The 21,426-nt window shown below is 66.6% G+C and carries 14 protein-coding genes and 2 rRNA genes (1 of these 16 cut by a window edge); 6 read left to right on the top strand and 10 right to left on the bottom strand.

Annotated features, from left to right (window positions below; translation table 11 throughout):
• Window positions 1–6: 6 nt before the first annotated feature.
• The 4 genes from G5A07_RS02455 to glyQ form a co-directional block, all read right to left on the bottom strand.
• Complete coding sequence (locus G5A07_RS02455; RefSeq protein ID WP_049454226.1) at window positions 7–3,867, bottom strand: translocation/assembly module TamB domain-containing protein; 3,861 nt, start codon at window positions 3,865–3,867, stop codon at window positions 7–9.
• On the bottom strand, window positions 3,864–5,660 hold the full coding sequence (locus G5A07_RS02450; protein ID WP_082587830.1) for an autotransporter assembly complex family protein: 1,797 nt from the start codon (window positions 5,658–5,660) through the stop codon (window positions 3,864–3,866). Before G5A07_RS02450 ends, G5A07_RS02455 begins: the two co-directional genes overlap by 4 nt.
• A 196-nt stretch (window positions 5,661–5,856) precedes the next feature.
• Window positions 5,857–7,932, bottom strand: coding sequence for a glycine--tRNA ligase subunit beta (gene glyS / locus G5A07_RS02445; RefSeq protein WP_043399661.1), 2,076 nt, complete (start codon window positions 7,930–7,932; stop codon window positions 5,857–5,859).
• 77 nt (window positions 7,933–8,009) lie between these two features.
• On the bottom strand, window positions 8,010–8,921 hold the full coding sequence (glyQ, locus tag G5A07_RS02440) for a glycine--tRNA ligase subunit alpha (protein ID WP_043399664.1): 912 nt from the start codon (window positions 8,919–8,921) through the stop codon (window positions 8,010–8,012).
• Between the two features lie 83 nt (window positions 8,922–9,004).
• Between glyQ and G5A07_RS02435 the strand changes: the two genes are divergently transcribed.
• Genes G5A07_RS02435 through G5A07_RS02425 form a run of 3 tightly spaced genes read left to right on the top strand, consistent with a single transcriptional unit; the run spans window position 9,005 to window position 12,508 of the window.
• Window positions 9,005–10,828 carry a GspE/PulE family protein gene (locus G5A07_RS02435; RefSeq protein WP_191862608.1) on the top strand — a complete coding sequence of 608 codons (1,824 nt, stop codon included), beginning with the start codon at window positions 9,005–9,007 and terminating at the stop codon, window positions 10,826–10,828.
• Entirely contained in the window at window positions 10,800–11,546 is a 747-nt protein-coding gene (locus G5A07_RS02430; RefSeq protein WP_043399670.1) for a glutamine amidotransferase, read from the top strand. The genes G5A07_RS02435 and G5A07_RS02430 overlap by 29 nt, the downstream gene beginning before the upstream one ends.
• Window positions 11,547–11,596: 50 nt before the next feature.
• Window positions 11,597–12,508 (top strand): BPSS1780 family membrane protein, encoded by a 912-nt coding sequence (locus G5A07_RS02425; protein WP_019337948.1) that lies wholly within the window; start codon window positions 11,597–11,599, stop codon window positions 12,506–12,508.
• Between the two features lie 85 nt (window positions 12,509–12,593).
• Here the strand turns inward: G5A07_RS02425 and tatC are convergent, their stop codons facing one another.
• From tatC to G5A07_RS02405, 4 genes are all read right to left on the bottom strand, one after another.
• A complete protein-coding gene (tatC, locus tag G5A07_RS02420; RefSeq protein ID WP_010482410.1) occupies window positions 12,594–13,343 on the bottom strand; it encodes a twin-arginine translocase subunit TatC in 750 nt (249 codons plus the stop codon).
• Entirely contained in the window at window positions 13,340–13,798 is a 459-nt protein-coding gene (gene tatB, locus G5A07_RS02415) for a Sec-independent protein translocase protein TatB (RefSeq protein ID WP_010482411.1), read from the bottom strand. The genes tatC and tatB overlap by 4 nt, the downstream gene beginning before the upstream one ends.
• A 15-nt stretch (window positions 13,799–13,813) precedes the next feature.
• Window positions 13,814–14,041: a Sec-independent protein translocase subunit TatA gene (tatA, locus tag G5A07_RS02410; RefSeq protein ID WP_005420453.1), complete on the bottom strand. Its 228-nt coding sequence runs from the start codon at window positions 14,039–14,041 to the stop codon at window positions 13,814–13,816.
• A 75-nt stretch (window positions 14,042–14,116) separates the two neighbouring features.
• Window positions 14,117–15,010, bottom strand: coding sequence for a YSC84-related protein (locus G5A07_RS02405; protein ID WP_010482416.1), 894 nt, complete (start codon window positions 15,008–15,010; stop codon window positions 14,117–14,119).
• A gap of 165 nt (window positions 15,011–15,175) precedes the next feature.
• On the opposite strand from G5A07_RS02405, the gene hemH reads away from it, so the two are divergent.
• The 3 genes from hemH (at window position 15,176) to G5A07_RS02390 (ending at window position 19,385) form a co-directional block, all read left to right on the top strand.
• Window positions 15,176–16,138 (top strand): ferrochelatase, encoded by a 963-nt coding sequence (gene hemH, locus G5A07_RS02400; protein WP_191862606.1) that lies wholly within the window; start codon window positions 15,176–15,178, stop codon window positions 16,136–16,138.
• Window positions 16,135–16,989, top strand: coding sequence for an alpha/beta hydrolase (locus tag G5A07_RS02395; protein ID WP_010482418.1), 855 nt, complete (start codon window positions 16,135–16,137; stop codon window positions 16,987–16,989). Before hemH ends, G5A07_RS02395 begins: the two co-directional genes overlap by 4 nt.
• A gap of 290 nt (window positions 16,990–17,279) precedes the next feature.
• The gene (locus tag G5A07_RS02390; protein ID WP_191862604.1) at window positions 17,280–19,385 is read left to right on the top strand and encodes a methyl-accepting chemotaxis protein; all 2,106 of its coding nucleotides are present in this window, start codon (window positions 17,280–17,282) and stop codon (window positions 19,383–19,385) included.
• A gap of 409 nt (window positions 19,386–19,794) precedes the next feature.
• On the opposite strand, the gene rrf is transcribed toward G5A07_RS02390, so the two are convergent.
• Window positions 19,795–19,909, bottom strand: a 5S ribosomal RNA gene (gene rrf, locus G5A07_RS02385).
• Between the two features lie 127 nt (window positions 19,910–20,036).
• Window positions 20,037–21,426: ribosomal RNA gene (locus G5A07_RS02380) — 23S ribosomal RNA — on the bottom strand; it runs 1,252 nt beyond the window's last position.

Here is a 21,426-nt window from a genome sequence, read left to right as displayed (position 1 = left end):
ACCCGGTCATTTCTCCCGCCGCCAGTTGATCGACCCACGGTTTTCCACCGTGCTCGATTCCACTTCCACGTCGAAGCCGCGACGCAGCAGGTACTTCAGCGTGATCACCGAACCGGCACCGACCAGCGACACGCCGTAGCCGACGTACAGCTTGGGCGAGATGTACTTGCCGACACCGATCACCGAGCCGCCCAGCGCGCGCGACTGGCTCACACCGGCGTCGTCCAGGCCCAGCTTGGCGCCCAGCTGCGAAGCCAGCAGGCCGCTGCCGGCCGAGAGCGCCGCGGAAGCCGCGTTGACCTGCTGGGTCTGGTCGCTGCTGGCACCGGTCAGGCTGCGGCCCAGCACCAGGTAGGCCAGTGCTTCGGACTGCGACATCGCCGGCTCGGACCACACGTCCGCACGCGGCTGCTGCGCACGCCCGGTCACGTCGATGCCGGCGGTGACATCACCGATCCGGCGCTCGGCACGGATGTTGATGCGCGGGTCGGACACCGCGTTGTAGTTCCAGGTGAGGTTGCCACGGGTGATGGTCAGGTCCTGACCGTACGCCTTGTAGCGGCCACTGACTTCCAGCCCGCCATTGGCGGTCATTTCGCGGCCAGGCTTGGCCCAGACCTGCATCTTGCCGGTCAGCGCACCCTTCAGGCCGAAGCCGGTCATCTTCACCTTGTCGCCAAGGCTGACGGTCAGGTCCATGTCCAGCGGCGAGGTGCGCGACTCCTCCGGATCGGCCGGGTCCAGCACCACCACGTCTTCGGACACCGAGGTGCCACGGTCCAGGCGCTCAAGGTCGATATCGGCCTCGGGCACGTGCACGGTGCCACGCAGCTCCATCGCCGCCTTGGCCAGGGTGAAGTCGAGGTTGGGATTGGCGACGATGCGCAGCTCGCTGGTGTTGGACAGCAGCACGTTTTCGCCGTGGATCTTCAGCTGCAGCGGCTGTGCATCGCCAAACCAGGACAGGCCACCATCCACGTACAGCGTGCCCTGACCAGAGTTGGCCTGCGCGGTGATCTTGGCCGAACCGTCGGGCTGCGCCACGAAGCTGCCCTTGCCCTGGTCGAAGGTCAGGCCCAGCGCGGGGAATTCACCCTTGAAGTTGCTCAGCTGCGCGTCGCCACCCAGCGACGGCTGGCCACGCGTACCACGCAGGCTGACGTGGCCCTCGATCAGGCCGGTCGGTCGCACGATGTCCGGCGAGAACAGCTCCAGCCAGTACAGCCGCGACATATTGAGGTAGAGCTCGCCGTTCAGCGGTGCACTGGCTTCCCAGCCGGTCTGCATCCTGGCATCGACGAAGCCGTTGCCCTGGAAGCCCATGCCCAGATAGCCCTTGATGCTGGCTGGGGTCATGTCGAGCTTGAGCGAGAACTGGTCATAGCGCACCAGCTCGCCGCGGGTGGTGTCCCCCACGGTGTTGCGGTTCTCACCCAGGCGCACGCCGCCTTCCTTCGAGCGCACTTCCACATGGCCTTCCCATGCATTGCCGCGCGGGCGGATCTGCGCGTCCAGGCTGACATCGCCACGCAGGTAGATGCGACGGCCGGACTGCGGTGGCAACCACGGCTGCACCAGCGCAAGCGGCAGTGCATCACTGCGCACCACCAGGCCCTCGCGCGGCCAGTTGGCCTGTGCGCACAGCGTGCCGCTGCTGGTCGCGGCCAGGCACGCTTCGCCCAGGGTGTAGGTGCTGCCGTTGATCGCGAACGCCGCCGGTGCACGCAGCGACCAGGCATCGCCCTTCACCGGTGCGATGCGCAGCGCGGCCAGCTCGCCACGCCACTGCGCGCCCTGCTGGCGGACGCTGCCCTGCAGCTCGATCGCGCCCATCTCGTTGCGGGTCTGCGCCGCCAGGCGCAGGTTGGAGACACTGCCCTGCGCATCCACGTTCAAGCGTTCCAGCAGCATGCCGGCATTGACCTGCTGGCCCTGGATCGCCAGCGTGCCGCTGTCGCCGCGCCACGGCAGGTGGCCCTTGATGCTCACGCTCTCGGCGCCGTAGCCGTCCCAGTTGAGGTTGTTGCCGACCAGGTCGGCGGTGATGTCCGGCGCATCGCGCGGGCCCTTCACCTGTACCTGGCCACGCAGGCCGCCATCGGCGCCCGGCAGCAGATCGCTCAGCTGCAGTGGCTCGAAGCGTGCATCGATGTCGAGGCGATCACCGACCTTGCCCGACGCGGTCACCCGGCTGCTGCCCAGCGACAGCTTCAGGTCACCCTGGCCCTGCGCGCCCTGCAGCGCGAACTTGCCCTGCGCGTCGAGGTTGCGCTGGCGCAACACGCCCTTCAACGACGGCAGATCGACCGTGGCTTCCAGCGTGCCGGCGGTACCCGGCGGTGCGTTTGCCGGCGGCGGCAGCTGGCGGCCCTTGGAGGCCAGGTTGCCGGACAGGCGGCCATTCCAGCCCGGCACGAAATAGCCGGGGTCGAAATCCTTCAGCGTGGCCTTGGCATCCCAGTCCAGCTGCGGTGCCCACGCCACCTGGCCTTCCACCTGCAGCTGGCCACCCGGCGTCTGCGCCTGCAGCTGGTGGATCGACGCGGCCTGATCGTTGCCGCGCACGTCGAAGTGCAGCTGCGCCTTCTGCGCGTCGCGCTCGACCTCGGCGCGGCCGATCGCCGCCCAGGCCTTCAGGGTACCGGCCAGACCGAAGCGTGCTTCCTTCAGGGTGACCGGCACCGGTGCGCTGCCGGCGGTGTTCGGATCGGGCGCCGGTACGTAGGTCAGATCATGGGCGACCACCGAGAAGTTGAGCTTCTGCTGGTCTTCCTGGCTGAAATCGGCGGTGCCTTCCAGGCGCACCTCACCGCCAAGCCCCTTCACCAGCAGCGGTGAGACCTTCAGCACCTGGTCCTTCAGCGACACCACCGACGGTGCCAGTTCCAGTGCCTGATCGCCCTGCTTCACCTTGCCACGCAGGTTGGCGTTGCCGCCCTTGCCGGCGGCGGTGAAGTCCAGTGCCAGTGGTGCGATCGCCGAGCTGGCCAGTGCCGGCGACAGCAGCGCCAGATCCAGCTCGTCGCTGCGGATGCTGGCGCTCCAGCTCGGATCGGTGCGGCCATCGAACACCAGCATCGCGTGCAGCGGCTTCGGCGCGCGCCCAGCTACGGCCACCTCCATGTGCGACAGGTCACCACGGGCGACCAGGCCGACGGTGGCGGCCGTGCGGCCACGCGGCGCCGGCAGCACGGCGGTGACGGTCACGTCGGTGTCGTAGTCCTTGGCCGGGATATAGCGGCCCTGGGCAGTGAAATTGCCCATGTCGCTGTCCACCACCAGTTTGTGCGCCTGGAACTCGCCGTTGGCGATCTCGATGCCGCCACGCACGCGGCTGATGTCGATCACCGGCTCGTTGGCCTGGCTGATGCGGAAGCCATCGATGGCGATGGCATCGGCCTGGATCGCCAACGGCATCTCGATCTGCGGCAGCGAATCCGGCCACGACGGCAGCTTGAACGGCTCGTCACTCTTGGCCAGGTTCAGCGTCGCGTTGGTCAGCTCCAGCTTGTCCAGCAGCAGCTTGCGGCCCAGCAGCGGACGCAGGTCCGGCTCCAGGTGCGCGCGCTCGGCGTGGAAATGGATGTCGTCGTAGCGGAAGTCGACGTTGTACAGGGTCAGCGGGCCGGCCACCGGGCCGTCCACCTTGTCCCAGGTGAAGCTGGCGCCCACCGGCAGCCGCGCCACCACCTGTGCCAGCAGCACGTCACGGCCGGCCACGGTCTGCAGCAGCCAGTAGACCGCCAGCAGGGCCAGCAGCACCAGGCCCAGCACGCCCACCCCCGACCAGGCCCAGAAGCGGCGGCGGCGGTAGAAGCGCACGCGCGGCGGCGTGGTCGGGTTCGGAGTGGGTGCGGGCGTACTCACAGGTCCGCTCCGATGTTGAGGTACAGCTGGAACTGCGAATCGGGGTTGTTCAAGCCATGCGCGATATCCACGCGCACCGGACCCACTGGCGATTTCCAGCGCACGCCGAAGCCGACGCCGGTGTGCAGATCAATGGTGTTGTCGAAGGCGCTGCCGGTATCGACGAACACCGCCGCACCCCAGGGGCCACCATTGAAATAGTGCTCGTACTCGGCCGAGCCGATCACCAGGTTCTTGGCACCCAGCGCGTATTTGTCCGGTGCAGGGGTCCGCGGGCCCACCTCGCGGTAGGCATAGCCGCGGATGCTGCGGTCACCACCGGCGAAGTAGCGCAGGCTCGGCGGCATCGCCACCAGATCGCTGGTCCAGGTGGTGCCACCCTCGCCGCGCAGGATCAGGCGGTTGCTTTCGCCCACCGGGATGTACCAGCGCAGCACGGCATTGGCCTGCACGAAGCTGGTGTCCGAGCCGGCACCTTCAACGCCGGCACGCATTGTCGCGGTACCGCTGATGCCCTTGCGCGGGAACAGTTCGTCATCGACGTTGACGTAGTCAGCGACCAGCTGCGGGTAGACCAGCGTCGAGGTGTTGTAGACCGCGTCGGTGAATTCGGTGCCGGAGGCATAGCGCCAGCGCTCGCGCAGCGCGTTGATCGAGGCGATCGCGGTCCAGTGTTCGTTGATCTCGCCGCTGCGGCTGGCGATCAGCTTGAAGTTGCGCAGGTCGATGTAGTCGGTCTGCTCGTCATACGCACTGGCAGCGAAGGTGTACCAGCCATCAAGCCAGTTGAAGGCCGGAATGCGGTAGCTGGTGACCAGGCTCTTGCGCTTCTGCGCATAGTCCAGCTGCGTGTTCATCTTGTGGCCGCGGTTGTTCAGCCACCGCCGTTCGATGCCACCGCGCACACCCGGGCCACTCTCGCTGCCGTAGCTCAGACCCGCGGTGTAGATGGTGCGCTTGGCACGGGTCAGCTTCACATCCACTGGCACTTCGCCATTCGCATCGGCCTGGTCGGGCCGCGGCTGGATGTCGATCACGCTGAAATAGTCCAGCTTGGTCAGCGACTCGCGCAGCCGGTCCAGCTTGCCCTCGTGGAAGTAGCTGCCCTGGTCCCAGTACACCAGCGGGTCGAACAGCTTGTCGACGAAGTAGTCCTGCTCGAAACGCACCGGCCCCATGTTGTAGCGGCGACCGCTGTCCCAGGTCAGGTCGATGTCGGCGGCGTTGTCGGCACGGGTGATCTGCACCTGGCGCTGGGTGTAGTCGGCATCGAAATAACCACGCTCCGCCAGGCGACGGGTGACGGTGATCTTGCTGGCTTCGTACTGCGTGTGCTCGAAACGCTGGCCCTTGCGCGGCTTGAACGCGGCCAGGTCGTCCTGCAGGTACTGGTCGTACATCGCCGGTCCGGTGATGTCGATGTGCTCGCGGCGGACGGTCACCGGGGTGCCCTTGTCGACATGGATCAGCACGCGCACGTGCTCGTCCTCGCGCGGCGCCTCGACCTTGATCACCGGGTTGTAGTACCCGAACGGTTCCAGTGCCTGGCGGGTCTGCCGCTCGGCCTGCGACAGCAGGTACTCCAGGCGCGATTCGCCCTGTTCCTTGCCGATCGTGTCGTACAGCGACAGCGATTCCTGGATGTTCTCGATGATTGCGGCGTCGTCGCCCTTGTCCAATCCCTTGATGTCCACCTTGTCGATGGTGCCGCGCGCGTGGACCACAGAGGTGGCGGCCAGCGACAGGACCATCAGCGGCAGGGCGTATTTCTTTGGCTGCATGCGGCACAGCATACCGACCGAAGGTGACGATGCGAAATGCATCACGTCATTGGGGATCGGTTGTTAAGTGGCGGTCAAAATACGCGCCTTTGTGGCGATCATCGTGATCGCAGGCGAGGATGCCGGCATCGTGCGCGATGCCGGCAATGACCCCGATGGACATCCACCGGCACTACCGGTGGGTGCCAAGCTTGCTTGGCACTACATCTCAGCTCGACAGATGCTCGATTGCCGCGACCTTGCCCAGGCGCTCGCCCAGCATCGTCAGCAGCGCCAGGCGGTTGCCACGCAGCGCCGGATCTTCCGCGTTGACCATCACGCCATCGAAGAACGCGTCGACCTGCGGGCGCAGGCGCGCCAGGCGCGCCAGCACGGCCACGTAATCCTTCTGGTGGAGGCTGGCGCCGGTGTCGTCGATGGCGGCGGTGACCGCTTCGGCCAGCGCGCGCTCGGCGTCTTCCTGCAGCAGCGCCGGGTCGATCTGGCCGGGAATCTCGCCTTCGGCCTTGCGCAGGATGTTGCGGATGCGCTTGTTGGCCGCGGCCAGCGCTTCGGCTTCCGGCAGCGCGGCGAAGGTGCCGATCGCATCCAGGCGGCGGTCAAAGTCATACAGCGAGGCGGGCTTCAGCTCGGCCACGGCGTTGAAGTGCGTGGCCGGCACGCCCTTGTCGGCGTAGTAGCCCTTCAGGCGGTCAAGGATGAAGTCGTACAGTTCGCCGATGTCGGCCTGCACGTTGCGCGCGGCCAGGCCGGCGTTGGCACTGGCCAGCAGCGCGCGCAGGTCCAGCTCGAAGCCGCTTTCGATGATCGTGCGGGCCAGGCCCAGCGCGTTGCGGCGCAAGGCGAACGGGTCCTTGTTACCGGTCGGCTTCAAGCCTGCGGCAAAGCCACCGGCCAGGGTGTCCACGCGTTCAGCAATGGCCAGCACCTTGCCCAGCGGCGACAGCGCGATGTCGTCACCGCCGAAGCGCGGCTGGTAGGCCTCGTCGATGGCCAGCGCCACCTCGGCCGATTCACCACCGGCCACGGCGTAGTGGCGGCCGGCGATGCCCTGCAGTTCCGGGAATTCGTTGACCATGCGCGACTGCAGGTCGTTCTTGGCCAGCTGCGCGGCGCGCTTGGCCTGCGCGGCGTCAGCACCGACCTGCGGCGCGATCACTTCGGCCAGGGCGGCCACGCGCGCCACCTTGTCGGCCACGCTGCCCAGCTTGGCCTGGTAGGTCACCGTCTTCAGGCCGTCGCCCATCGATACCAGGCCCTGCTTCAGGTCCTCGTCGAAGAAGAACTTGGCATCGGCGAAACGCGGACGGATCACGCGCTCGTAGCCCTTGGCCACTTCGGCCACGTCCCTCGATTCGATGTTGGCGATGCCGATGAACTTCTCGGTCAGCGTGCCGCTGTCATCCAGCACCGGGAAGAACTTCTGGTTGATCTCCATCGTCTCGATCAGCGCTTCCTGCGGCACCGCCAGGAACGCGCGCTCGAAGCTGCACAGCACCGCCGACGGCCACTCGACCAGGTTCACCACCTGCTCCAGGTTGTCGTCGGTGATGCGGGCGCTGCCACCGGCCTTGGCCGCAGCGGCCTCGACCTCGGCGACGATGCGCGCACGGCGCTCGCTCGGATCGACCAGCACGAACGCAGCGCGCAGGGCTTCAACGTAGTCCTGCGGCTGCGCCAGCGACACGGTCTGGTCGTGGTGGAAGCGGTGGCCACGGCTGACGCGGCCAGCCTGCAGGCCGAACAGTTCGGCCTCGACCACGTTGGTGCCGTGCAACAGCACCAGCCAGTGCGCCGGGCGCGCGAAGCCCCAGGCGTGGTCGCCCCAGCGCATCGGCTTGGGAATCGGCATTGCCGCGATTGCCTCGCGCAGGATCTCCGGCAGCAGGCTGGCAGTGCTCGCGCCCGGGGTCACCGCGCGGTGCACGAAGCGCTCACCCTTGTTGTCGGTGGTCTTTTCCAGCGCGGTCCAGTCGATCCCGGCCTTGGCGGCGAAACCCTGCAAGGCCTTGGTCGGCTGGCCTTCGGCGTCCAGCGCGATGTTCAGGTACGGGCCCAGCACTTCGCTGTGCTGCTCAGGCTGTTCCAGGCCGACGCCCGGCAGCAGCACGGCCAGTCGGCGCGGGGTCGACAGCGGGCGCGCATCGCCCAGTTCCAGCGCGACGCCGCGCTTGCGCAGGCCTTCGACAACACCGTCGAAGAACGCCTGGGCCAGGCCCGGCAGCGCCTTGACCGGCAACTCCTCGGTGCCCAGTTCGATCAACAGGGGGGACAATTGGCTCATCGGTTCGATCCTGTGGTGGGGGCGCAGCGCGCAACGCGTCCGGCGCCCCGGAAGTTGAGAGAGGGAGGGAGCGGCCGTCAGGCCTTCTTCGCGCCCGGGAAGCCCAGCTTCTCGCGCTGCTCGTAGTAGGCCTTGGCCACCGCCTGGGCCAACGCGCGCACGCGCAGGATGTAGCGCTGGCGCTCGGTCACGCTGATCGCGCGGCGCGCATCCAGCAGGTTGAAGGTGTGGCTGGCCTTCATGACCTGTTCGTAGGCCGGCAGCGGCAGGTTCACGTCCACCAGCTTCTGCGCTTCACGCTCGCAGGCGTCGAAACGGTGGAACAGTTCTTCCACGTCGGCGTATTCGAAGTTGTAGGTGCTCTGTTCCACCTCGTTCTGGTGGTAGACGTCACCGTAGGTCACCGGCTGGCCGTCCGGGCCGTAGGTCCAGACCAGGTCGTAGACGTTGTCGCAGTTCTGCAGGTACATGCACAGGCGCTCGAGACCGTAGGTGATCTCGCCCAGCACCGGGCGGCATTCCAGGCCACCGGCCTGCTGGAAGTAGGTGAACTGGGTCACTTCCATGCCATTGAGCCAGACTTCCCAGCCCAGGCCCCAGGCGCCCAGGGTCGGCGATTCCCAGTTGTCTTCCACGAAGCGCAGGTCGTGCACCAGCGGATCGATGCCCAGTGCCTTCAGCGAATCCAGGTACAGCTGCTGGATGTTGTCCGGCGCCGGCTTCATCGCCACCTGGTACTGGTAGTAGCGCTGCAGGCGGTTCGGGTTCTCGCCGTAGCGGCCATCGGTCGGGCGGCGCGACGGCTGCACGTAAGCCGCGTTCCAGCTTTCCGGCCCGATCGCACGCAGGAAGGTGGCCGGGTGGAAGGTACCGGCACCCACCTCCAGGTCGAGCGGCTGGATGAGCACGCAGCCCTGCTGGGCCCAGAACTGGTTCAGGGTCTGGATCAGGCCCTGGAAGGTGATCGGAACGGTCGGGGTCGCGGACATGCGTACGAGTCTTGGCCGGCAAGGGGGTGCGCTAGTATAACGGCCGACCTGCGGGGCATTCCGTACCCGGGAGGAGCAGGCAGATGGAACATCGGCTGCCGGCAGGCACGCCCGGCGAGGCGGGCGGCGTCCCGCTGCCCTGGGGGCGGCTGCATTTCGAGCAGATTGCCGCGGCCCTGGTCGCCGATGATCTGGTGGCCGAGCAGGACCACGAGCGCATGCGGTTTTCCGCGCAGGGCGCACGCAACGCCAGTGAAGTGCACCCGCTGGTGCTGCTGTCCAACCTCAAGCTGGCCGCCACCGGCGGCGGCGAACTGACCCTGGAACGCCTCACCGAGTGGCTGGCGCAGCGCACCGGCAGCCGCTACCTGCGCATCGATCCAACCCGGGTCGACGTCGCTGCGGTGACCGCGCTGGTCTCCCACGCCTACGCGCGCCGCCACCGTTTCCTGCCGCTGGCGGTGGATGCCGAGCGCGTGCTGGTGGCCACCAGTGAGCCACTGGTGCAGGAATGGCGCCGCGACCTGCAGCACCTGACCCGCCGCCGCATCGAACTGGCGGTGGTCAACCCGCTGGACCTGCACCGCTACACCATGGAGTTCTACGGGGTGACCCGCTCGGTGCGCGGCGCCCGTGGCGAGGCCAACACCACCCTGCCCAGCTTCGAGCAGCTGGTGGAGCTGGGCCGCACCGGCGACGTCAATGCCGACGACCAGCACATCGTGCACATCGTCGACTGGCTGCTGCAGTACGCCTACGAACAGCGCGCCTCGGACATCCACCTGGAGCCACGCCGCGAGATGGGGCGCATGCGCTTCCGCATCGACGGCGTGCTGCACAAGGTGTTCGAGGTACCGCCGGCGGTGATGACCGCCGTGGTCAGCCGCATCAAGGTACTCGGCCGCATGGACCTGGCCGAGCGCCGGCGCCCACAGGACGGCCGCATCAAGACCCGCTCGCCGGGCGGCCGCGAAGTCGAGATGCGCCTGTCGACCATGCCCACCGCCTTCGGCGAGAAGTGCGTGATGCGCATCTTCGACCCCGATGCTGCCTTCAAGAGCATCGACCAGCTCGGTTTCAGCCCGCAGGAAGCGGCCGGCTGGAATGCGCTGGTCGAGCGCCCGCACGGCATCGTGCTGGTGACCGGCCCGACCGGCTCGGGCAAGACCACCACCCTGTATTCCACGCTGAAGCGGCTGGCGACGCCGGACGTGAACGTCTGCACAGTAGAGGACCCGATCGAGATGATCGCGCCCGAATTCAACCAGATGCAGGTGCAAACCAACATCGATCTGGACTTCGCCAGCGGCGTGCGCACCCTGCTGCGGCAGGACCCGGACATCATCATGATCGGCGAGATCCGCGACCTGGAAACGGCGCAGATGGCGGTGCAGGCCTCGCTGACCGGCCATCTGGTGCTGTCCACCCTGCATACCAACGACGCGCCCTCGGCGGTCACCCGCCTGCTCGACCTGGGCGTGCCGCACTACCTGCTGGCCAGCACCCTCAACGGCATCCTCGCCCAGCGCCTGGTGCGCACGCTGTGCCCGCACTGCAAGCAGCCGCACAGCCTCGGCGCCGCCGATTGGGCGGTGCTGGCTGATAGCCATGCTGCATATCCAGATGCCGCCACGCCCTGTCGGCCGGTCGGTTGCCTGGAGTGCCGGCGCACCGGATTCCTTGGCCGCATCGGGCTGTATGAGTTGCTGCCATTGGGCTCGCGGCTGCGCGGGCAGATCCGTGCCGACATGGATCTGGCCGGTTTCAGCCGTGCCGCACGGGCTGAAGGGCTGCGAACCCTGCGCCAGGCCGGGCTTGAAAAGGTGGCGCAGGGGCTGACTACAATCGAGGAAGTCCTGTCAGTCCTGCCGCCCCCGGATGAACCCAGCCCCGTTCCTGATCCTTGAAACCGGCCGCCCGGTACCGTCGCTGCGCCGCTACGGGCGCTTTCCGCACTGGATCCGGGTCGCCGCCGGGCTGGAAGAACACGAAACGGTGGTGGTCGATGTCGAACACGGTGGCGCCCTGCCCGACCCACATGCGTTCGCCGGCGTGCTGGTGACCGGCTCGGCCGCCTTCGTCACCGACCACGCCGAATGGAGTGAGCGCAGCGCCGCATGGCTGCGCCAGACCGCCCACGACGACCTGCCGGTGTTCGGCATCTGCTACGGCCACCAGCTGCTGGCGCATGCGCTGGGTGGCGAGGTCGCCTACAACCCGGCTGGCCGTGAGTCCGGCACGATCGAGCTGGAGCTGCAGCCGCATGCCGCGCAGGACCCGCTGTTCCAGGGCCTGCCGCAGCATTTCGCCGCTCATGCCACCCATCTGCAGACCGTGCTGCGCGCGCCCGACGGCGCCGAAGTGCTGGCAGTTTCACCGCTGGACGGCTGCCATGCCTTCCGCTGGGGCCGCCAGGCCTGGGGCGTGCAGTTCCATCCGGAATTCGCCACCCACCACATGCGCGGCTACGTGCGCGCCCGTGCCGACTGCATCGGTCGCCACGGCGGTTGTGCCCGCAGCATCGAGCGTGCGGTCAGCGCCGCGCCGCTGGCCCGCCAGCTGTTGCGGCGCTTCGTCCGCCAGGCGCGGCTGTCTTCAGCCCAGCCGGCGGCAAAACAGGGATAATCGGCGCCACGGGCAGCCGCCCGGCCCCCTCCTGTCCTTCCCGGATGTCCATGAAAGAGATTCGCAAGCTGCCGGCTTCGGCGGGCGCCCAGTGGTTGCTGGATACGTTCTCGCTGTACCGGCGTGCGCCGCTGCAGCTGGCCCGGATCGGCCTGACCTGGCTGCTGGTGAGCTGGGTGGTGACCTTGCTGTCGACGCTGATTCCCGGCGCCGCCGGCATGGCCGTACAGCTGATGACCCTGGCCATCTCGCCGATCATGTTCGGCGGCATGCTGTATGCCGTGGGCGAGATCGACGAAGGCCGCCCGGGCGTGGCCTCGCACCTGCTGCAGCCGATCCGCGACCACCGCGTCAGCCACCTGCTGGTGCCGCTGGCGATCCAGGTGCTGGCGGTGCTGCTGCTGGGCGCGCTGCTGTTCCTGATGATCGGCCGCGAGGGCTTCACCGCCTTCAGCGAGGTCATGACCAAGATGGAAGAGATCAGCCGCAGTGGCCAGCAGATCAAGCCGGACGATGCAGCGGCGCTGGTCGCCAACCTGCCGGCCAAGCGCATCGCGCTGTGGATGCTGCTGGTGTTCCTGAGCGCGGTGGCGCTGTCGCTGGCGATGTTCACCCAGCCGGCGCTGGTGGTGTTCGACAAGCAGAGCGGCATGCATGCGCTGCGCCTGAGCCTGCAGGGCTGCATCGAGAACATCGGCGCGATGTTCGTGTTCGCCGCACTCGGCCTGATCGCCGCGTTCTGCATGTACATCCTGTTCGTGATCGTGATCCAGATCGCGATGCTGATCGGTGGCCCGCTGGCCGCGGCCTTCATCGCCCAGCTGGTGCTGACCACGGTGCTGATGCCGCTGTATGTCGGCGCGGTCTACGCCGCGTGGAAGCAGATGTTCGTGCACCGCGGCAGCCGCGCGGCGCCGCCGATTCCGACCACGCCGACCTCGAGCGACGTGTTCCACGCCTGACCGGCCCCACCGGTAGCGCCGGGCCATGCCCGGCGGTGGCATCACATCGAACCCGGCACGCCGGGCATGGCCCGGCGCTACCGCATCAGGCGGCGGGTTTCTTCACTACCGACGACGGCACCAGCCAGCGTGCGGCGTGGATGCCCAGCTCGTACAGCAGGCACATCGGGATCGCCAGCATCAGCTGCGACACCACGTCCGGCGGGGTCAGCACCGCCGCCACCACGAAGATGCCGACGATCGCGTAACCGCGGCCTTCCTTGAACTGCTGCGGCGTCACCCAGCCGAGCAGCACCAGGATCACCATCGCCACCGGCAGTTCGAAACTGCCGCCGAAAGCGAAGAAGATCGCCAGCACGAAATCCAGGTAGGCATTCGCATCCGGAGTGATCGCAATCACGTCCGGGCTGAAGGTGGTCAAAAAATGGAACACCGCCGGCAGCACCAGGAAGTAGGCGAAGGCGCAGCCGGTGTAGAACAGCAGTACCGACGACACCAGCAACGGCACCGCCAGGCGCTTCTCACGCGCATACAGGCCCGGGGCAACGAACGCCCACAGCTGGTACAGCAGCCAAGGCACCGCCACGAACAGGGCCACGAAGAAGGTCAGCTTCAACGGTGCGAAGAAGGCACCGGCCGGGTTGGTGGCGATCATCGTCTGCCCGTTCGGCAGCTGCGACACCAGCGGTTCGGCCAGCGCGTTGTACAGCTTCTGGGTAAACGGCAGCAGGGCCAGCAGCACCACGCCCAGGCCCAGCAGTGCGCGCACCAGGCGGCCGCGCAGTTCCACCAGATGTTCGACCAGCGAGCTTTCGCCGAAATCCTGTTCACTCATGGCTGGCGCTCCGTGCTCTGCGGCGGCGGCGCACCGGCTTCAGGGGGTGTCGCCGGCGTCGGCTCGGGAGCAACGCTCTCCTGTGCCGGCGCATCGGCATCGGGCGCAGCGCTCATATGCGGCGGCAGATCCGCAGGCGCCGGTGCGCGAACCTCCTGCGCCAGCGTATCGCCCTGCTGCTGGGCCTCCTGCGCTTCGCGACGGATCGCTTCACCGCTGGCGCGCAGCTGGTTCTCGGTGTCCTGCATGCCCTGGCGCACGTCCTGCATCTGCCGCTTGATGTCCTCGGCCTGCAGTTCGCGCTCCAGTTCCTGTTTCACCGAATCCCACTGATTGCGGGCACGACGCACCCACAGGCCGGCGAAGCGGGCCGCCTTGGGCAGGCGCTCGGGACCGAGCACCACCAGGGCGACCACTGCAATCACCAGCAGTTCGCTGAAGCCGATATCGAACACCGCAACCGCTCCGGATCAGCGAGCGTTACGGTCGTGCTCGTCCTGCGCAGTGCGCGAGGCGTCCTGGCTGCGCGACTCATCGCCCAGCTGCGCGTTCGGCTTGTCTTCGTCGCGCATGCCCTTCTTGAATTCCTTGACCGCCGAACCGAGATCCTTGGCGCCGCTGGTCAGGCGCTTGGTGCCGAACACCAGCAGGACGATGGCCAGCACGACCAACCAATGCCAGATGCTGAAACTGCCCATAAAGACGCTCGTTACGTTAGTGATCAGGCTGTCGAGCATAGCGCACCGGGTGTTAGCCGGCGCGCGTGACGAAAGTCAGTTTCCGCCCAGCGTTTCCGTGCGGATTTCGCCGTCGTTGACCGGCTGGAAACCCTGCTGCTGCGGCGGCGGGTTCTGCGGCACGTTCTGCAGCGGCGCGGTGGTGGCCTCGGCTGGGGCGGCCGGCGCTGCCTGAACAGGCGCCGGAGCAACCGCCGGGGCCGCTGCCGGACGCGGGGCGCTGCCGCCGTTGCCGCTGCGGTTGTTGCGCGCGGCGTAGGTGGCCTCTTCCAGGCGATCGCGGAAGGCGACCACATCCATCGACGGCGAACCGGCGGCGCGGCCTTCGAAGATCATGCGCGGCGTGGTGTTGCTGCCGTATGCATCCAGATTGGCGGCATCATCGATCTGCAGCACCGCACCATCCAGCGCGACACCGGCGAACAGGCCGCGTGCGCGCGACCAGGACCAGATCTCGGCCTTCAGCTGGCCGTCGGTGGCAGCGGCGGCATTGCGGCCGACCGGGCCGGCGGCGACACCGGCATCGGCGCCCAGCGTGAACTTGCCGTTGACCAGATTGTCCAGGCTGCGGTCGTTGCGGAACACCAGCACCACATCGGAGGACTGCACACCGGCCTGGAAGCCGATGCTGCCGCCAGTGAGCTTCACGAACACCGGATTGGACCAGGCGCCGTTGGGCATGCGCACCGACATCAGGCCGTGGCCACGGCGACCGCCAATGACCAGACCGGCCTTGATCGTGTCGGGAATGACGATGACCGCGCGGCCTTCGTCGAGCAATTTGTCCGGAATGCCCTGTTCAGGGATTTCCTGGATTTCAGCCAGCACGCGCACGGCATTGCGGGCACGCTGGTCTTCCTGCGGTCCGGCCATGGCCTGGCTGGACAGCAGGCTGGCGGCGATCAGCAGGGCTTGGATCGGGCGACGCATGGCAGGCTCCAGAAGTCAGTCCATAGGAAGATATAGCAAGTGACTGAAATTAGTAGTGTTGTCATGAATCTCCAATGAGCGTTCCCTGCTCACATTGACGCGCGCTATGCCTGCAATCCGAACCCTGCATCCCGGCACGGCGCCGGATCGGCGACAATACCGCCCATGCTCGACGCACCCGATACCGCCGTGCTGGCGGTCAACCTAGGCACGCCCGAGACGCCGACGGCCCCCGCCGTACGCCGTTACCTGGCTGAATTCCTGTCCGACCCCCGCGTGGTCTCGATCCCGGCACTGCTGTGGCAGCCGCTGCTGCGCGGGTTGATCCTGCCGCTGCGCAGCGGCCGTTCGGCGGCCAAGTACGCCCAGGTCTGGCTGCCCGACGGCTCACCGCTGATGGTGCACACCCGGCAGCTGGCGCAGGCGATGCAGGCCCTGCTGCCGACCCTGAAGGTTCGCCATGCGATGCGCTATGGCGAACCCGCCCTGGCCAGCGAGCTCGACCGCCTCGCCGCCGAAGGCGCGCGTCGCATCGTCGTGCTGCCGTTGTACCCGCAGTACTCCACCACCACCACCGCCTCGGTCGAAGACCGCGTCGATGCGTGGCAGCGCCGCAACCCGGGCGTAACCGTCAGCCTGGTGCGCGACTACTCGGTCGATCCGGGCTGGGTCGAGGCCGTGGCCGGCTCGATCCGCCGCTACTGGGAACAGCACGGTCGCGGCCAGAAGCTGATGTTCTCCTTCCACGGCATCCCGCAGCGCCTGGCCGATGCAGGCGATCCGTATCCGCAGCGCTGCGAGGCCAGTGCACAGGCCATCGGCAGGGCACTGGAACTGGGCAGGGACGAGTGGCAGATGGGTTACCAGTCGCGGTTTGGCCGCGAGCGCTGGCTGCAGCCCTATGCCGAACCCAGCCTGTGGGCGCTGGCCGAATCCGGCGTGAAGCAGATCGACGTTGTCTGCCCGGGCTTTGCCACCGATTGCCTGGAAACGCTGGAGGAAGTGGCGCTGGGGTTCACCGAGACGCTGGCCGAGCGCGGCGCGACGATGCGCTACATCCCGTGCCTCAACGCCGATCCGGAACACGCTCGCGCCCTGGCGCGGCTGGCCGTGGCCTCGCTGGCATGAGTCTGCAGCCGTTTGAACTGGAGGTCGGTGGCGCGCGCGTCGCCGGCCTGCGCAACCACGGCGACGGCCCGCGCGTGTTGGCCCTGCATGGCTGGCTCGACAACGCGGCCAGCTTCGTGCCGCTGGCGCCGCATCTGTCGTCGCTGCAATTGGTGGCGATCGACCTGCCCGGTCACGGCCACAGCGCGCATCTGCCGGCGGGTGCCAGCTACACCACGGCCGCCGCGATCTGCCACGTACTCGATGTCGCCGATGCACTGGGCTGGGACCGCTTCAACCTGCTCGGCCATTCGATGGGCGCCGGCATCGCCAGCCTCACCGCCTCGGTCAGTGATCGGGTCGAACGGCTGGTGGCGATCGAAGCACTCGGCGGCCTGCGTGGTCCCGAGGAAGAAACCGCCAACCGCCTGCGCGAGCATGTGAATGCCACGCGTGGGCTGGCGCGAAAGCAGTTGCGCGTGTTTCCCGACCTCGCCGCGCCGATCCGCGCGCGGATGATGACCAACCAGCTCAGCGAACGCTGTGCACGGCTGCTGGTCGAGCGCGGCGTGGAGCCTGTCGAAGGCGGCTACCGCTGGTGCAGCGACCCGCGCCTGATGCTGCCCACTGCGATCCGCCTCAGCGAAGGCCAGATCGACAACCTGCTGCAGGCCATTGCCTGCCCGACGCAGGTGATCTACGCCACGCCGGCACAGTCCTACTATCCCGAGCCGATGCGCAGTGATCGCCTGCAGCACCTGCGCAATGGCCGTCTGGCGGTGTTTGCCGGCAACCATCACCTGCACATGGAAGATCCGGAACAGATCGCAGATGTGATCCTGCACTTCTTCAACAACGACAACGGCGGCTGAGCGCAGGCACCGGCGCGCTTCACTCTGCGCGTCTGCGGCCGATACATCAGTTGCGGGCCCTTGCGTCCGCAGCACGCAGGTCCGGTCGGACCTGCGGCGTGTGTCTGGTTCTGCAAGGAAGTCCGCATGCCCGCTCCATTGCACCGCCACCCACAGGATGTGGTCACGGTGTCCCGTCTCCGCGTCGCTGATCGCGTCGCATTCCCCGAATTCCCGGCTCGCGCCCTGGTCACGCACTCCTGCGTGCGCCGCGGCGTGGCCGTTGTCGTTTGCTGATCCAGGAGTCGCCGATGTCCGTTGCATTCTCCCGTCCCCCCGATACCGCCCGACTGCCGCATCTGCAGCATCTCGCCCGCCGCGCTGACCGCCGCCTGCTGATCGGCAGCGCGGTCCTGGCCCTGGCTGGCCTGGTGCTGGCCCTGCGGGGTCCGCAGCTGCAGGCCGCCGCGTTGGTGGCCGTCGCCGTGCTGCCAGCCGCGTGGTTCGGCGGACCGCAGGCGGGCCGGGCCGTCGCCCGCAACGGCTTGGCATTGCTGTTGTCGCTGCAGCTGGCCGTGTTGTGCGCGATCGCCGGCCTGTCACCGGCATTGCCGATTGCCCTGCTGCTGGGCGTGCTGCTGGGCCACCGCGATCGCCTTCCGGTGTGGCTGGCCGGTGGCGTCGGCACGCTCGCGCTGCTGGCACCGCTGCAGGCGGGCGCTGCCGCGTGGCCAACGCTGCTGCAGGCCGGCATGTTCGCGGGCCTGACCTTGTTCCTCGGCCAGGTCGCACTGCGCCTTCGGCAGCAGACCGAGGCCCTTGGCCACGGCCCGCGTCGGCTTGCCGCACTGGCACGCGACATCGCCACCGGTGCCGATCTTGGTGCACATGCCGACACCAGCGCCTATGCACCGGGTTCACTCGCCCACGCCCTGGCCGACACTGCACGCCACGTGCAGGCCCAGCGTGGACGCGAGGCGGCGGCGCATGCCGAGAACGCGCAGATCCGCCAGGCGCTGGATGCCTCGCGGACCGCGATGATGATCGCTGACAACGATCACGTGATCCGCTATGTGAACCGCTCGGTGGTAGCCCTGCTGCGCAACCAGCAGGCGACGCTGCGACAGGCCTTCCCCGATTTCGACGCCGAACGCCTGGTCGGCAGCAGCATCCATCGTTTCCATGCCAACCCGGACCGTATCCGCGCCATCCTCAACGGCCTGCAGGTCACACACAACGGCAAGGTGCAGATCGGACCGGTGCACTTCGCCCAGGTGGTCACCCCGGTGTTCGACGCACAGGGCATGCGCCTGGGCTTCGCCGTGGAGTGGCATGACCGCACCCATGAGCTCGCGCTGGAGAACGCCGTGGCCGGCATCGTTGCAGCGGCAGCGGCCGGTGACCTCGACCAGCGCCTGCAGGCCACTGAAGGTGCCAGCTTCCTCGATGGCCTGACCGGTGGCATCAACCAGCTGCTCGATACGCTCGGCAGCACCGTCAACGAAGTGCGGCAGATGCTCTCGGCATTGGCCAACGGTGATCTGGATCGGCGCATGCACGGCGAGTATCACGGCGCCTTCGCTGCGATCCAGCGCGATGCCAATGCCACAGCCGGCCAGTTGGCACGCATGGTCGGTCGCATCCAGGAATGTGCGGCGTCGATCAGTACCGCCGCCAGCGAGATTGCCGCCGGCAACGGCGCATTGTCCGAGCGCAGTGAGCGCCAGGCCGCGCACCTGCAGGAGACTGCAGCATCGATGGAGGAACTCACCGCCACCGTGCGCCAGAACGCCGCCCATGCGCGTGAGGCCAGTGCGTTGGCCGCCTCCACGCAGAGCGCTGCCAGTGACGGTAACACGGCCATGCAGCGGGTGGTGGATACCATGCAGGCCATCGAAGGTGCCTCGAAGCGGATCGGCGACATCACCGGCGTCATCGACGGCATTGCCTTCCAGACCAATATCCTGGCGTTGAACGCAGCGGTGGAGGCGGCACGCGCCGGCGAGCAGGGCCGAGGCTTTGCCGTGGTGGCCAGCGAGGTGCGCGTGCTGGCACAGCGTTCGGCGGCGGCCGCACAGGAGATCAAGAAGCTGATCGACGAAGCAGGCCGGCAGGTGGGCGAAGGTGCCCAGCTGGTGGCCGACGCCGGCCAACGCATGCAGGGCATTGTGGGCGGCGTGGAGGATGTCAGCCACCTGATGCGCGAGATTTCCGCAGCGTCGCAGGAGCAGTCGATCGGTATCGAGCAGATCAACCAGACCGTGGTGCAGATGGATCAGGCCACGCAGCAGAACGCGGCGCTGGTGGAAGAAGCCACCGCTGCCGCACGTGAGCTGCAGTCGCAGGCAGGGACGCTGACTGAGGCGGTCTCGGTGTTCCGCCAGCAGGAAGCACATGAGGAGGCTCTGGTCGCCTGATCCCGTTTTTCAGGTGATCCCGATGAAGACGGCGCCCGCGGGGCGCCGTTTTTTTGCGTGTTGTGCGTGATGGGTCACGCCGGTAGCGGCCCGCACTGGTTGGCGCCGTGGTTTCTCGCGGAGAGCATCCACGCGCGGCGTGGACCTATTCGGCAAACGATTGCGGCGCGGGCCTGCTGTGGGTTAGTTGGCAACCTTGGTTGGCGCCTGGGTTCCTCGCGGAGAGCATCCACGCATGGCGTGGATCTACCGCTGATCCCTCTGCCATCGGTAGTCGCCAACCTTGGTTGGCGCCGCCGCTCGCGGCGGTTCCATCAACGCGTCTGCCGGCCAGTGGCCGTCGTTACCCGGTATTTCCTGCGCTCAAAGAAAAACCCCGCTGCGCAAGCAGCGGGGTTTTGGGTGTAAACCCTGGCGATGACCTACTCTCGCATGGCTTGAGCCACACTACCATCGGCGCAGCTGCGTTTCACTTCCGAGTTCGGGATGGGATCGGGTGGTTCCACAGCGCTAATTTCACCAGGGAGGCGGTTGGAGCGTCGCCATCCGATACAGCTGGATAAGGCGCCTGCCTCTCGTAGTTCTTGTGACGTAGCGTGCACTTGGATGCTCTTACGACGTTGTCGTAAAGCCAAGGCAACTTGAGGTTATATGGTCAAGCCTCTCGGATCATTAGTATCAGTTAGCTCAATACATTGCTGTACTTACACACCTGACCTATCAACCACGTAGTCTACATGGTTCCTTCAGGGGGCTTGTGCCCCGGGAGATCTCATCTTGAGGCGCGCTTCCCGCTTAGATGCTTTCAGCGGTTATCGCTTCCGAACATAGCTACCCGGCAATGCCACTGGCGTGACAACCGGAACACCAGAGGTTCGTCCACTCCGGTCCTCTCGTACTAGGAGCAGCCCCTCTCAAATCTCCAACGCCCATGGCAGATAGGGACCGAACTGTCTCACGACGTTCTGAACCCAGCTCGCGTACCACTTTAAATGGCGAACAGCCATACCCTTGGGACCGACTACAGCCCCAGGATGTGATGAGCCGACATCGAGGTGCCAAACACCGCCGTCGATATGAACTCTTGGGCGGTATCAGCCTGTTATCCCCGGAGTACCTTTTATCCGTTGAGCGATGGCCCTTCCATACAGAACCACCGGATCACTAAGTCCTAGTTTCCTACCTGCTTGATCCGTCGATCTTGCAGTCAAGCACGCTTATGCCTTTGCACACAGTGCGCGATGTCCGACCGCGCTGAGCGTACCTTCGAGCTCCTCCGTTACTCTTTAGGAGGAGACCGCCCCAGTCAAACTACCCACCATACACGGTCCCCGACCCAGATAATGGGCCCAGGTTAGAACGTCAAGCACGACAGGGTGGTATTTCAAGGATGGCTCCGCCACAGCTAGCGCCATGGTTTCATAGCCTCCCACCTATCCTACACAGACGAACTCAACGTTCAGTGTAAAGCTATAGTAAAGGTTCACGGGGTCTTTCCGTCTTGCCACGGGAACGCTGCATCTTCACAGCGATTTCAATTTCACTGAGTCTCGGGTGGAGACAGCGCCGCTGTCGTTACGCCATTCGTGCAGGTCGGAACTTACCCGACAAGGAATTTCGCTACCTTAGGACCGTTATAGTTACGGCCGCCGTTTACTGGGGCTTCGATCAAGAGCTTCGCCTTGCGGCTGACCCCATCAATTAACCTTCCAGCACCGGGCAGGCGTCACACCCTATACGTCCACTTTCGTGTTTGCAGAGTGCTGTGTTTTTGATAAACAGTCGCAGCGGCCTGGTTACTGCGACCCTCTTCAGCTATAGCTCGCACGAGCCACCAAAAAGGGTGCACCTTCTCCCGAAGTTACGGTGCCATGTTGCCTAGTTCCTTCACCCGAGTTCTCTCAAGCGCCTGAGAATTCTCATCCTACCCACCTGTGTCGGTTTACGGTACGGTCTGCGTAAGCTGAAGCTTAGGAGCTTTTCCTGGAAGCGTGGTATCAGTGACTTCGCCATAAAGGCTCGTCTCGGTGCTCGGTCTTAG

This window comes from Stenotrophomonas sp. AS012628 (assembly GCF_010608305.1).
GTDB classification, from domain to species: domain Bacteria; phylum Pseudomonadota; class Gammaproteobacteria; order Xanthomonadales; family Xanthomonadaceae; genus Stenotrophomonas; species Stenotrophomonas geniculata.
The sequence above is the reverse complement of the archived record's forward strand: the minus strand, read 5'-3'. Positions and strand labels throughout refer to the sequence as shown.